Origin of the sequence: Aeromicrobium sp., assembly GCF_036676885.1 — a bacterium.
In the GTDB taxonomy this organism is placed as follows: domain Bacteria; phylum Actinomycetota; class Actinomycetes; order Propionibacteriales; family Nocardioidaceae; genus Aeromicrobium.
The window spans coordinates 1-12807 of sequence record NZ_JAKFCB010000247.1; the positions used below are offsets into that span (position 1 = coordinate 1).

The window sequence follows — 12807 nt, forward strand, 5'->3', positions numbered from 1 at the left end:
GCCCGTCGCGGCCAGGCATTCCTCGTTCTCGGCCGGCTGCTCCGACACGTGCACGTGCAACGGCGCGTCCGGCAACGCGGCAGCGACGGTGGCGAGCTGGTCGCGGGGCACGGCGCGTACGGAGTGGATCGCGGCGCCGATCACGACGTCGTTCTCGCCGGCATGCTTCTGCACGAGCTGCTCAACGCGCGCCGCCCACGTCTCGGCATCGCCGTCGCTGAACCGGACCTGCACGCCCTCGACCTCCTTGCTCCCTGAGCTTGTCGAAGGGTCGAACCCGGCCGCGAGATAGCACGTGTCGAGCAGCGCGATGCGCACACCGGCCTCGCGGGCGGCGGCGATCAGCGCCTCGCCCATCGCGTTGGGATCGTCGTACGGCCGTCCGTCGGGGCGATGGTGCAGGTAGTGGAACTCACCGACGCTGCGGATGCCCGCGAGGTGCATCTCGGCGTACGTAGCCCGGGCCAGGTCGAACAGCAGGTCGGGATCCAGGACCCCCGCCAGGGCGTACATCTGGTCACGCCAGGTCCAGAACGAGTCCGCACCCGTGATGCGGCCACGCAGCGCACGGTGGAAGACATGGCTGTGGCAGTTGGCGAATGCCGGGACGTTCGTCACGAAAGGGCTCGCACCACGGTGGTCAACGCTTCGACGCCGGCCTGGCAGTCCGCGTCCTCGGCGAACTCCGCCGGCGAGTGCGAGACTCCCGTCGGGTTGCGCACGAACAGCATCGCCGTCGGCACGTGCGGGCTGAGCACGCCGGCGTCGTGGCCGGCACCGGTCGGTAGCACCGGCGCGTCGAGCAGGCTCGCCAGGCGGTCACGCAGCGGCACGTCGAACTCCACGGCCGGGCTGACCGACTCCGTGGTCAGGCCGACTGTGGTGCCGTCCGGATCCGCCGCGGAGCGGGCCTGGTGCATGAGGGCGTCGACGAGCTTGTCGAGCTGGCCCTCGTCGGCGGCCCGGGCATCGAGCCACGCGCGTACGCGCGACGGGATCGCGTTGGTGCCGCCGGGCTCGACCTCGAGCCGCCCGAACGTCGCGCGCGCACCGGCGTCGGTGGCAAGGCGGCGGGCCGCGATGACCGTCGCGGCATACGCCTGCATGGGGTCGTGGCGGTCCTCCATCAGCGTCGCTCCGGCGTGGTTGGCCTCGCCGCAGAAGTCGAGTCGCCAGCGGCCGTGCGGCCAGATCGCCGTCGCGACACCGACTGCGGCGTCGGAGTGGATCAACGACCGGCCCTGCTCGACGTGCAGCTCGACGAACGTGCCGATGCTGTCGAGCAGGTCCGTACGCCCGACAGCGCGTGGGTCGCGGCCGCGGGCCGTCATGACCTCCGCGAGCGTCTGCCCGTCGCGGTCCTTGAGGCTCAGCGCCTTGTCGGCGGACAACGCACCGGTGACGAGCTGCGACCCGGCGCAGGCGATGCCGAAGCGTGCGCCCTCCTCGTCGGCGAAGTTGCCCACGACGATCGGCCGCTTCGGCGTGTGGCCCTGGGCGCGAAGCTCGTCGACCGCGGCGAACGACGAGACGACGCCGAGCGGTCCGTCGTACGCGCCACCGTCGGGCACCGAGTCGAGGTGCGAGCCGATCAGCAGTGCGTCGTCGCCGGTGCCCCACCAGGCGAACTGGTTGCCGTTGCCGTCCTCGTCGAGCTCCATGCCGCGCTCGGCAGCCTCGCCGGCGAACCACTCCCGCAGCGCCATGTCGGCATCGCTCCAGGCGAAGCGCCGGTAGCCGCCCGTGCGCGGATCCCGCCCGATCTCAGCAATCGCTTCGAGCATCATCGACCAATCGCCGGTTGAGGTGCGGAGGCCGCCCGCGGCCGAAGCCTCGAAACCAGCATCCGTGGTTTCGAGACGCTCGTTCCTCGCTCCTCAACCACCGTTCTTCCCCTCCAGCATCGGGACTCGTAGGCCTCGTTCCTTTGCGACCTCGGCGGCGCGGTCGTAGCCGGCGTCGACGTGCCTCATGACTCCCGTACCCGGATCGTTGACCAGCACACGCTCGATCTTCTGCGCGGCGAGCTCCGTGCCGTCCGCGACGATGACCTGCCCGGCGTGGATCGAGCGGCCGATGCCGACGCCACCGCCGTGGTGGATCGACACCCAGGTGGCGCCCGACGCGGTGTTGAGCAGCGCGTTGAGCAGCGGCCAGTCCGCGATCGCGTCGGAGCCGTCGGCCATCGACTCGGTCTCGCGGTAGGGCGAGGCGACGGACCCGGAGTCGAGGTGGTCGCGACCGATCACGACGGGGGCGCTCAGCTCGCCGGAGGCGACCATCTCGTTGAACCGCAGCCCCGCGAGGTGCCGCTCCTGGTAGCCGAGCCAGCAGATGCGAGCCGGCAGGCCCTCGAAGTGCACCTTCTCCTGCGCCTTGGTGATCCAGCGGGCCAGGTGCTCGTCCTCGGGGAACAGCTCGAGGATCGCCCGGTCGGTCGCGGCGATGTCGGCCGGGTCGCCGGACAACGCGGCCCAACGGAACGGGCCCTTGCCCTCGCAGAACAGCGGCCGGATGTACGCCGGGACGAACCCGGGGAACTCGAAGGCGCGCTCGAAACCACCGAGCCGGGCCTCCTCCCGGATCGAGTTGCCGTAGTCGAAGACCTCGGCGCCGGCGTCCTGGAAGCCGACCATCGCGCGTACGTGCTTGGCCATCGACGCCCGCGACTTCTCGGTGAACCCGGCGGGGTCGCGCTCGGCCTCGGCGTGCCACTCCGCCACCGAGATGCCCTCGGGCAGGTAGCTCAGCGGGTCATGCGCGCTGGTCTGGTCGGTGACGATGTCGATCGGCGTCCCGCGCTCGAGCAGCTCGGTGAACACCGTGGCGGCGTTGCCGACGATGCCGACCGACAGCGGCCGGCCCTCGTTCTTGGCAGCGACCGCGCGGTCGACCGCCTCGTCGAGGTCCGTCCAGTACTCGTCGAGGTAGCCGTGCTTGACCCGCCGCTCGAGCCGCGTCTCGTCGACGTCGACGACGAGCACCGCGCCCTCGTTCATCGTGACCGCCAGCGGTTGCGCGCCGCCCATGCCGCCACAGCCTCCGGTCAGGGTCAGCGTGCCGGCGAGCGTGCCGCCGAACCTCTTGCGCGCGACCGCACCGAACGTCTCGTACGTCCCCTGGAGGATGCCCTGGGTCCCGATGTAGATCCAGGACCCCGCGGTCATCTGGCCGTACATCGTCAGGCCCTCGGCCTCGAGCTTGCGGAACTCCGGCCACGTCGCCCAGTCGCCGACCAGGTTGGAGTTGGCGATCAGCACGCGCGGCGCCCACTCGTGCGTGCGGAAGACGCCGACCGGCTTGCCGGACTGCACCAGCAGCGTCTCGTCGTCCTCGAGCGTCTCGAGCGTGCGGATGATCGCGTCGTACGCCTCCCAGCTCCGCGCCGCCCGGCCGGTGCCGCCGTAGACGACGAGATCCTCGGGGCGCTCGGCAACTTCGGGGTCGAGGTTGTTCATCAGCATGCGCATCGGCGCCTCGGTCTGCCATGACTTCGCGGTCAGGGTCGAGCCGTGTGCAGCGCGGACGGTGGGTCGGGTCATGAGTGTGTCCTTTCGACAGGCTCAAGGACCGCATGGGCGGCCTCCAGCAGCGAGCCGTCGCGGACGAGCTCCGTGGCGGCCTCGAGGTCGGGTGAGAGGTGGCGGTCGGGGCCGGGGCCGGCGACCCGCGTACGCAGGACGGCGATCGCGGCAGCCGTCGCGGCCGACGGCTCGAGCGGCGCTCGCAGGTCGATGCCGCGAGCAGCGGTGAGGATCTCGATCGCCAGCACGCGGGTCAGCAGGTCGACCGACGTACGCAGCTTGCGCGCTGAGGACCAGCCCATCGAGACGTGGTCCTCCTGCATCGCGCTCGACGGGATCGAGTCGACGCTGGCCGGCGCGGCGAGCCGCTTGAGCTCGGACACCATCGCCGCCTGCGTGTACTGCGCGATCATGTGCCCGGAGTCGACACCGGGATCGTCCGCGAGGAACGGCGGCAACCCCTGGCTCCGCGCCGCGTCGAGGAACCGGTCCGTACGTCGCTCGCTCATGCTCGCGACATCGGCGACCGGGATCGCGAGGAAGTCCAGGACGTACGCCAGCGGCGCTCCGTGGAAGTTGCCGTGCGACTCGATGCGCCCGTCGTCGAGCACCGAGGGATTGTCGATCGCCGAGGCGAGCTCACGACCGGCGACGGTGGCAGCGTGCTCGAGGGTGTCCCGCGCGGCCCCGTGCACCTGTGGCGCACACCGCAGCGAGTACGCGTCCTGCACCCGGCCGTCGCCGTGCCGGTGGCTCGCGACGATCAGCGACCCGGCGAGCAGCGCCGCCATGTGCGCCGCCGAGGCGGCCTGGCCGGGGTGCGGGCGCAGCGCCTGCAGGTCGGCAGCGAGCACCCGGTCGGTCGCCATCAGGCCTTCGATGCTCATCGCGGCGGCGAGGTCTGCGGTGTCCAGCAGGCGACGCAGGTCGTGCAGCGCCAGCACCAGCATGCCGAGCATCCCGTCGGTGCCGTTGATCAGCGCGAGGCCCTCCTTCTCGGCGAGCTCGACCGGCTCGAGCCCGTGCGAAGCGAGCGCCTCGGCCGCAGGGCGTACGACACCGTGGTCGTCGACCTCGCCCTCACCCATCACCGCGAGCGCGCAGTGCGCCAAGGGCGCCAGGTCGCCGGAGCAGCCGAGGCTGCCGTACTCCCGCACGACCGGCGTCAGCCCCGCGTTGAGCATCGACGCATACGCCTCGGCGGTCTCCAGGCGTACGCCGGTGTGCCCGCTCGCGAGGGTCGACAGGCGCAGCAGCATCAGCGCGCGGACGACCTCGTCCTCGACCCGCGGACCCGCGCCGGCGGCGTGCGACCGGATCAGGCTCTTCTGCAGCTGGGCACGCAGGCTGGGCTCGATGTGCCGGGTCGCCAGCGCGCCGAAGCCGGTCGAGATGCCGTAGACCGGGACGTCGGACGCGGCGAGGTCGTCGACGTAGGCGCGGGCCCGCTTGATCGCGTCCCGGGCCTCGGGACTCAGCTCGACGGTGGCACCTTCGCGTGCGACGCGCACGACGTCCTCCGGCGCGATCGCGCCCACTCCCACAGTCACTTGTGCCATGTCTCCATTGCACGCCCCAGAGGCTCGCCGCGCTACCGGGCTGGCACGGAACCTGTCTCGCATACGAGACACTGGTCCCATGGCCCGACCCGTTCCTGCTGCCACCGCCGCCCTGCGCGTGCTCCGCTTCCTGTCGGGGCAGCCGGTGCCCGTCTCGGCCACCCACATCGCCGGGGCACTCGGGCTGCCGCGCTCCTCGGCCTACCACCTGCTCAGCGCGATGGCCGACGAGGACTTCGTCGTCCACTACCCCGAGGACCGCACGTGGGGCATCGGCATCGCGGCCTGGGAGGTCGGCCACGGCTTCGCCCGGCAGGAGCCGCTCGCCCGGCTCGCCCGGGTGCCGCTCGCCCGCCTGGTCGATCGCGTCGGCCAGTCGGCGCACCTCGTCGTGCTGCACGGAGCTGACGTCCTCTACGTCATCGAGGAGCGGGCGCCGGGCCGGCCGCCGCTCGTCACGGATGTCGGCGTACGCCTGCCGGCCCACCTGACCGCGTCGGGTCGCGCGATCCTCGCCTCGCTCCCGGCTGCGCAGGTCACCGCGCTCTACCCGGGCAAGGAGGCCTTCACGTCCCGGACCGGCGCGGGGCCGCGGTCGCCGACCGAGCTGCGCCGGCTGCTCGCCACGACGCGTCAGCGGGGGTATGCGACCGAGGACGGCGAGGTGACCGAGGGCTTCGCCTCGATCGCCGCGCCCATCGAGGCGGGCACGATCCACGCGTCGGTCGCGGTGACCTGGGAGAGCCGCGAGCCGGTCGGCGAGCTCGTGGGCGACGTACGTACGACAGCCGCGGAGATCGCCCGCCGGCTCCGGCGTACGTGACCCCAGCCACATCTGGCTCGTTGGGTTACTCACCGGTAAGAAATCTAGGAGTCCCATGCGCCCGAGCCGTCCCCTCCTCGCCCTCGCGGCGGCAACGCTGGCCGCTGCCCCGCTCGTCGCGGCACCGACCGGCGCGCAGGCCGCCGTGACCGTGACGGTCACGCCCCTGCACTTCAAGGTCGCGATCGGCCCGACGGGGTCGGAGGTCTGCGACATCGTCGGCGACCTCTACACGCCGTCGACCGCGACACCGACGAACCGCGTCCCCGCGATCCTCACGACGAACGGCTTCGGCGGGTCCAAGGCCGACCAGGCCGGCATCGGCCAGGAGTTCGCGTCCCGCGGCTATGCCGTGTTGAGCTATTCGGGCCTCGGCTTCGGCGGCTCGGGCTGCAAGATCACGCTCGACGACCCCGACTGGGACGGCAAGGCCGCGAGCCAGCTCGTGAGCTACCTCGGCGGCAAGAGCGGCATCGCGTTCACCGACGCCGCCCACACGACTCCCGCGCCGACCCTCGACGTCGTGCAGCGCGACACCAAGGACCACGCCGGCAAAGCCGTCGCCAACGATCCTCGGGTCGGCATGGTCGGCGGTTCGTACGGCGGTCAGGTGCAGTTCGCCGCCGCAGCGGTCGACAAGCGCGTCGACACGATCGTCCCGATCATCACCTGGAGCGACCTGTCGTACTCGTTGGCGCCCAACAACACCTCGCAGACGACCGGTGTCCAGACCTCGACGCCCGGTGCGGCCAAGCTGGTCTGGGCGCTCGGCTTCTCGGGCAAGGGCATCGCCGACGGCGTGACCAACGCCCCCGCCGATCCCGCACGGCTGATCGGCTGCCCCAACTTCGCGTCCTTCGTCTGCCCCGCCCTCGTCACCGCGGCCGCGACCGGCACCGTCGACGCGTCCACCACGGCGTCGCTCCGGCACGCCTCGGTCAGCAGCTACGTCTCGAAGGTCACGATCCCCACGCTCGTCATCCAGGGCGAGAACGACACGCTGTTCAACCTCAACGAGGGCATCGCCAACTACCGCGCCCTGCAGGACCAGGGCACGCCGACCAAGATGATCTGGTTCAGCGGCGGCCACTCCGGGCCCAACGCACCCGGCGAGCTCAGCTTCGGCTCACCCAACCCCGGCACCGAGCACGTCACACGCCGGGTGTCGGACTGGCTCGACCACTACCTCAAGGGCTCGTCGGTCGGCACCGGTCCGGAGTTCGCGTACTTCCGCGACTGGGTGCCCTACTCCGGCATCGCCACCCCCGCCTACGGATCCGCCTCGGCCTATCCGGTCGGCACGGCGACGAAGTACTACCTGTCGGGGTCCGACCTCACGGCGGATCCCACGGCGGTCAAGGCCGGCACGCAGAGCTTCGTCACCCCGATCGCAGGCATCCCGACGTCGACCGACCCGCTCGACGTCGTCGGCAGCTCACTCCCGCTGCCCGAGGCCGACCTGCCCGGCACGACGGCGTCGTGGACGACCGCGGCCCTCACCAAGAACGTCGACGTGGTCGGCTCGCCGAGCCTGCGCCTCCAGCTCAGCTCACCGACCGCGGCCCTGACGCAGGCGCTCGGCTCGACCGGGCAGCTCGTGGTGTTCGTCAAGGTGCTCGACGTCGACCCGGCCGGCAAGGCGACACTGATCCACAACCTGATCGCGCCGGTACGCGTGCCGGACGTCAACAAGCCGTTCACCGTGACGCTGCCGGCGATCGCCCACCGATTCGCAACGGGCCACCAGCTGCGCCTCATGGTCGCCGGCGGGTCGACCAACTATCGCGGCGGCCTGACGGCCAACACCGTCAGCATCACGACCGGCACCACCGCCCAGGCGTTGACCCTCCCGGTCGTCAAGTAGCCCGTCAAGGTCCTTGAGCCTGTCGAAAGGACGTCCTTTCGACAGGCTCAAGGAGCGGGTGGGGCTCAGGCGTCCCGCTTGCGGAGCAGGTACCAGGCGATGGCGACCAGCGCCGCTGTCTCGAGGGCGAACAGTCCGAAGCCGGGCCACGGCCCCATCAGGTCCGGGTTGAACGAGACCGGCGTCGCGATCTCGCCACCGGCGTTGCCGGGCATGACCTTGGTGATGAAGTCACCGAGCTCGCCGGGAATCAGCAGGACCATGTTGCCGACGACGAACACGAGGCCGAGGACGATCGAGATCGCCGCCGCCGTGTGCCGGACGATGAAGCCGATCGCCAGGGAGAACAGCGCGAGCCCGGCCATGAAGAGGCCGCTGCCGTACATCGCGCGAGCCACGTCACCCTCGAGCGCCATGCCGATGCCCTCGCGGTCGAGGAAGTAGTTGCCGCCGAGGTACCCCAGCAGTGCGGTCAGGGTGCCCGTCACGAACATCACGCCCATCACGACGACAGCCTTGGCGGCCAGCACGCGACCGCGCGCTGGGGTCGCGGCAAGCGTCGTGCGGATCATGCCGGTGCCATACTCCGACGTCACCGTCAGGACGCCGATGATCACGGCGCACACCTGGGCGATCATCATGCCCCAGGTGATGAACGAACCCGGGGACTCGTCGGCATCGTCGCTGGCGAGCCAGTCGGCGTTGCCCCAGCACATCAGGGTCGTGAGCCCGGCGCCGAGGACCACGAGGGCGATCAAGGTCCACCAGGTCGACCGGATGGACCAGAGCTTGACCCACTCCGACCGAAGTACGTTCGCGAATCCACCGCGCGGTGCCAGCCGCGGCAGGGACTGCTCGAGAGTCTGGGAAGTCATGACCTGCCACCTGCCTTGATCTCGTCGGCGGCCTTGGCGTGATACTCCACGCTGTCGGCCGTCAGGGTCATGAACGCGTCCTCGAGCGAGGAGCGCACCAGGGTCAGCTCGTGCAGGAGCAGACCATGGCTGCCGATCAGCTCGCCGACCGCGGGGGCATCGAGCCCCTGCACGCGCAGCTCGTCGCCCGTGCGGGTGACCTCCAGGCCACGGCCGACGAGGAGAGCCTCGACATCCGTGGACTGCGGAGCCTTGACGCGTACGTACGACGCCGCGTGATCGACCATGAACTGCTGCATCGAGCAGTCCGCCAGGATCGTGCCGCGGCCGATCACGATGAGGTGGTCCGCCATGAGCGCCATCTCCGACATCAGGTGGCTGGAGATGAAGACCGTACGTCCTTCGTCGGCGAGCTGGCGGGCGAGCGAACGCACCCAGCGGATGCCCTCCGGGTCGAGGCCGTTGACCGGCTCGTCGAGCACGACGACCGGGGGGTCGCCGATCAGTGCGGCGGCGATGCCGAGGCGCTGGCCCATGCCGAGCGAGAACCGGCCGGCGCGCTGCCCGGCCACGGTGTCGAGTCCGACCTGGTCCAGCACCTCGCCGACGCGCGTCGTCGGGATGCCGTTGCTCGCCGCCATCCAGCGGAGGTGGTCGCGGGCCGAACGACCCGGGTGGATCGCATGCGCCTCGAGCAGGGCGCCGATCTCGCGGAGCGGCGCGGGCGACGAGGCGTACCGGTGACCGTTGACGGACACCGTGCCCTTGGTCGGCGCGTCGAGGCCGAGGATCATGCGCATGGTCGTGGACTTGCCGGCGCCGTTGGGGCCGAGGAAGCCAGTGACGCGGCCGGGCTCGACCGTGAAGTCGATGCCATTGACGGCGACCTTGTCGCCAAATGTCTTGGTGAGTCCCTGGGCGCGGATCATGCGGATCGCCGCCCGGTGCGTGCCGTAGCAGTGCGTGTCGATGTCATGGATTCAGCCTGCTGGCGGCGAGCCCCTCGCCACATCAGGGGACCACCCCCGGCAACCCCTGACCCCACCCTGAACATGGATAGGTTGGGCCCATGAGTCCGAGCGATGGCGAGCCGGGAAGCGCCGCATGGCGACATGACGCACGCAGCAGGCTGCTCACGTTTGCGCGGCAGTCGTGGCGCCAGGAGGGCGGGTTCTACTGGATCGACGACACCGGCAGACCGGATCGCGACAGGGTCCTCGAGCTCTGGATCAACGCCCGCATGACGTACGTCTTCTCGCTGGCGCACCTGGCCGGCGAGGAGGACGCGCTGCGGATGGCGTTCCACGGCGTACGGGCGCTGGCCACGGAGTTCCACGACGACGTCTACGGCGGCTGGTACGACCGGGTCGAGTTCGACGGGGACGTCCCGGACCGTACGAAGGGTTGCTACGGCCACGCGTTCGTGCTGCTCGCGGCGTCGAGCGCCAAGGCGGCCGGTGTCGACGGAGCCGATGACCTGCTGGCCGAGGCGGCGCGCGTCCATGGCCAGAGGTTCTGGGACCCCGACGACGGACGCTGCGTCGAGCAGCTCAGCGAGGACTGGTCGCACGTCGACGGCTATCGCGGCGCCAACAGCAACATGCACTCGGTCGAGGCCTATCTCTTCGCCGCCGATGTCACGGGCGACGACGTCTGGCGTCGCCGGGCCCTGTCGATCTGCGAGCGCATCATCGGCATCCACGCCCGCGCCCACGAGTGGCGGGTCCCCGAGCACTACGACCACGACTGGACGCCTGTCCCGACCTACAACGAGGACCAGCCCGCCGACCCGTTCCGCCCGTTCGGCGCCACCCCCGGGCACGCGTTCGAGTGGGCGCGCCTCCTGGTCCAGCTCGCCGCAAGCCTCGGGTCGCCGCGTCCCTGGATCAACGAGGCGGCCTTGGCGCTGTTCGCGCAGGCGGTCGACGACACGGTCAGCGACGGGCGGCCGGGGCTGCCCTACACGACCAACTGGCACGGCGAGACGCTCGTCGGCGAGAGGTTCCACTGGGTCATCGCCGAGGCCGTCCTCGCCGCGGAGGCTCTGCACACCTGGACGGGTGACCGCAGCTACGCGGGCCTCGCCGAGCGGTGGTGGTCCGAGATCGACGAGCACTACATCGACCACGAGACCGGCGCCTGGCACCACGAGCTCTCCCCCGCGATGCACCTGACCACCCGCACGTGGCGGGGCAAGCCCGACGCCTATCACGCGTTCAACGCACTGACCCTTCCTGATCTGCCGCTCGCACCGTCGGCGGCCCTGACGCTCGGCGTCCACGCATGACCGCGCTGATCGTCGGCGAGGCGCTCGTCGACGTCGTGCAGCGGCCCGGCGCCGAGCCGGAGCCTCACGCCGGCGGATCGCCGTTCAACGTCGCCGTCGGCCTGGCCCGCCTCGACGTGCCGACCCGGCTCGCCGCCCAGCTCGCCGACGACTCCTACGGCGACCTGCTCCGCGCCCGCCTGCACGAGTCCGACGTCGTCCTCGACGCCCTCGACCCCACTCCCGAACGTACGTCCAGCGCCCGGGCGACGCTCGCGGACGACGGCAGCGCGACGTACGAGTTCGACCTGACCTGGGCTCCCGCGGCGTTGCCCGACCCCGGCGAGTTCGAGGTCGTGCACGTCGGATCGCTCGGCACGTCCCTCGCGCCGGGCGCCGCCCTCGTGGCGGACCTCGTGGTGATGGCCGACGCCCTCGGCGTACCGGTGTCGTTCGATCCCAACATCCGCCTCACGGTCGAGCCCGACCACGCGGTGTGGCGGCGTACGTTCGAGGCGATCGCCCCGCACGCGAGCATCATCAAGATGAGCGACGAGGACGCCGCCGTGCTCTTCCCCGGAGAGGAGCCCGGCGCGCTGGCCCAGAAGCTCGCCGCCGACGGCGCGCTCGTGGCGATCACGCTCGGCGGCGACGGCGCGGTCATCGCCAACGCCCAGCTCGTCGCGCGGATCGCGGCGCCCGCGATCACGGTGGTCGACACGATCGGCGCGGGCGACTCGTTCATGGCCGCGGTGCTGTCGTGGTGCGCGGCCTACTCGTGGCCCGCCGCCGGCGAGCTCGACATCACGGAGCTCTCCGACCTCGGCGCGTACGCCGTGGGGGCCGCGGCGATCACCTGCGCCCGTCCCGGAGCGAACCCGCCCCGGACCGCCGAGCTGCCGACGACCGACGAGATCTAGGCGATCGGGCGCGCGCCTCGGACGGCCACACACGAGGCTGCGGCCCGTGCACCGCTGAGCAGAGCGGCGCCGGGATCCCGGTTCGCCGTCCAGTCGGCGAGGAATCCGGCGCAGAACGCATCACCGGCACCCGTGGTGTCGACGACGTCGGTCGGCAGTGCCGCCACCTCGTGTCCTCGGAACGTCGCTCCGGCGGCGCCGCGCTTCAGCACGACCTGATCACCGTCAAGGGCGAGGAAGTCCTGCTCGTCCTCGTTCGGGAACACCAGGTCGGCGTCGGCGAGCCAGCCCAGGACGGTGTCGCGGCCGGCCGCCTCGAGGAAGCCGAGCGAGCTGGGGTCGATGCTGACCCCGATGTCCCGGCGCTTCGCCTCGGTGACGAGGGCTTGCGCCACCGGGCGAACGCCGTCGTCGAAGAACGAGTAGCCGGTGAGGTGCAGCCAGGTCACGCCGTCCCACACCTCAGCGGGCACGTCGGCGACCGTCAGCGTCGTGTTCGCAGCGCGGTCGACGTACATCGTCCGGTCGGCATCGGCGTCGAGGGTCAGCACGATCGTCGCGGTCGGCAGGTCGGGGTCGCCGCTGATGCGCGCGTCCACGCCGTACGCCTCGAGGGCCGCGGTGTGCCGATCGACGCCATCGGCACCGCAGCGGCCGACGAAGCGTACGTCCGCACCGAGGTGCCCGAGCCAGGCCGCGACGTTGGCCGCCGAGCCGCCCGCAGTCATCCGGATCTCCGAGACGGTGTCGCTCGCGGGGTTGACCGTGCCGAGCGGGCGTACGCCGATGTCGTCGACGACATCACCGACGACGAGGATCACTGTGCCGACCTCATCGGGACGCCCAGGACCGGGCGATCTCGCCGGCGACCCGGATGTTGTTCTCGGCGATCTTGAGGTTGACGGCCAGGCTCTCCCCGCCGGTCAGGTCGACGATCGTCTGCAGGAGGAACGGCGTGACCTCCTTGCCGGACAGG

General features: G+C 71.2%; 12 protein-coding genes. 4 read left to right on the forward strand and 8 right to left on the reverse strand.

The window, feature by feature from the left end:
* From V6M46_RS11015 to hutH, 4 genes are all read right to left on the reverse strand, one after another.
* A partial coding sequence (locus tag V6M46_RS11015; RefSeq protein WP_332664823.1) for an amidohydrolase family protein occupies positions 1-618 on the reverse strand: 618 nt, incomplete at its 3' end.
* A complete protein-coding gene (locus V6M46_RS11020) occupies positions 615-1784 on the reverse strand; it encodes an allantoate amidohydrolase (RefSeq protein WP_442880500.1) in 1170 nt (389 codons plus the stop codon). The genes V6M46_RS11020 and V6M46_RS11015, both read right to left, overlap by 4 nt.
* Positions 1785-1877: 93 nt before the next feature.
* Positions 1878-3542, reverse strand: coding sequence for a urocanate hydratase (hutU, locus tag V6M46_RS11025; protein WP_332664829.1), 1665 nt, complete (start codon positions 3540-3542; stop codon positions 1878-1880).
* Positions 3539-5083 carry a histidine ammonia-lyase gene (gene hutH / locus V6M46_RS11030; protein WP_332664831.1) on the reverse strand — a complete coding sequence of 515 codons (1545 nt, stop codon included), beginning with the start codon at positions 5081-5083 and terminating at the stop codon, positions 3539-3541. Before hutH ends, hutU begins: the two co-directional genes overlap by 4 nt.
* 79 nt (positions 5084-5162) lie before the next feature.
* On the opposite strand from hutH, the gene V6M46_RS11035 reads away from it, so the two are divergent.
* Positions 5163-5906 carry an IclR family transcriptional regulator gene (locus V6M46_RS11035; RefSeq protein ID WP_332664833.1) on the forward strand — a complete coding sequence of 248 codons (744 nt, stop codon included), beginning with the start codon at positions 5163-5165 and terminating at the stop codon, positions 5904-5906.
* 55 nt (positions 5907-5961) lie between these two features.
* Positions 5962-7770 (forward strand): CocE/NonD family hydrolase, encoded by a 1809-nt coding sequence (locus tag V6M46_RS11040; protein WP_332664834.1) that lies wholly within the window; start codon positions 5962-5964, stop codon positions 7768-7770.
* Between the two features lie 65 nt (positions 7771-7835).
* Here V6M46_RS11040 and V6M46_RS11045 read toward each other — a convergent pair whose 3' ends face one another.
* Together V6M46_RS11045 and V6M46_RS11050 are read right to left on the reverse strand one after the other, a co-directional pair.
* Positions 7836-8645 (reverse strand): ABC transporter permease, encoded by an 810-nt coding sequence (locus tag V6M46_RS11045; RefSeq protein ID WP_332664836.1) that lies wholly within the window; start codon positions 8643-8645, stop codon positions 7836-7838.
* Positions 8642-9574 (reverse strand): ABC transporter ATP-binding protein, encoded by a 933-nt coding sequence (locus tag V6M46_RS11050; protein WP_332664839.1) that lies wholly within the window; start codon positions 9572-9574, stop codon positions 8642-8644. The genes V6M46_RS11045 and V6M46_RS11050 overlap by 4 nt, the downstream gene beginning before the upstream one ends.
* 140 nt (positions 9575-9714) lie before the next feature.
* Here V6M46_RS11050 and V6M46_RS11055 point away from each other — a divergent pair, with 140 nt between their 5' ends.
* Both V6M46_RS11055 and V6M46_RS11060 read left to right on the forward strand, forming a co-directional pair.
* Positions 9715-10932 carry an AGE family epimerase/isomerase gene (locus V6M46_RS11055; protein ID WP_332664842.1) on the forward strand — a complete coding sequence of 406 codons (1218 nt, stop codon included), beginning with the start codon at positions 9715-9717 and terminating at the stop codon, positions 10930-10932.
* Positions 10929-11831, forward strand: coding sequence for a carbohydrate kinase family protein (locus tag V6M46_RS11060; protein WP_332664844.1), 903 nt, complete (start codon positions 10929-10931; stop codon positions 11829-11831). Before V6M46_RS11055 ends, V6M46_RS11060 begins: the two co-directional genes overlap by 4 nt.
* On the opposite strand, the gene V6M46_RS11065 is transcribed toward V6M46_RS11060, so the two are convergent.
* Together V6M46_RS11065 and V6M46_RS11070 are read right to left on the reverse strand one after the other, a co-directional pair.
* A complete protein-coding gene (locus V6M46_RS11065) occupies positions 11828-12652 on the reverse strand; it encodes a carbohydrate kinase family protein (protein WP_332664846.1) in 825 nt (274 codons plus the stop codon). The two genes, V6M46_RS11060 and V6M46_RS11065, sit on opposite strands and share 4 nt — an antisense overlap.
* A 10-nt stretch (positions 12653-12662) precedes the next feature.
* Complete coding sequence (locus V6M46_RS11070; RefSeq protein WP_332664849.1) at positions 12663-12806, reverse strand: pseudouridine-5'-phosphate glycosidase; 144 nt, start codon at positions 12804-12806, stop codon at positions 12663-12665.
* Position 12807 lies beyond the last annotated feature (1 nt).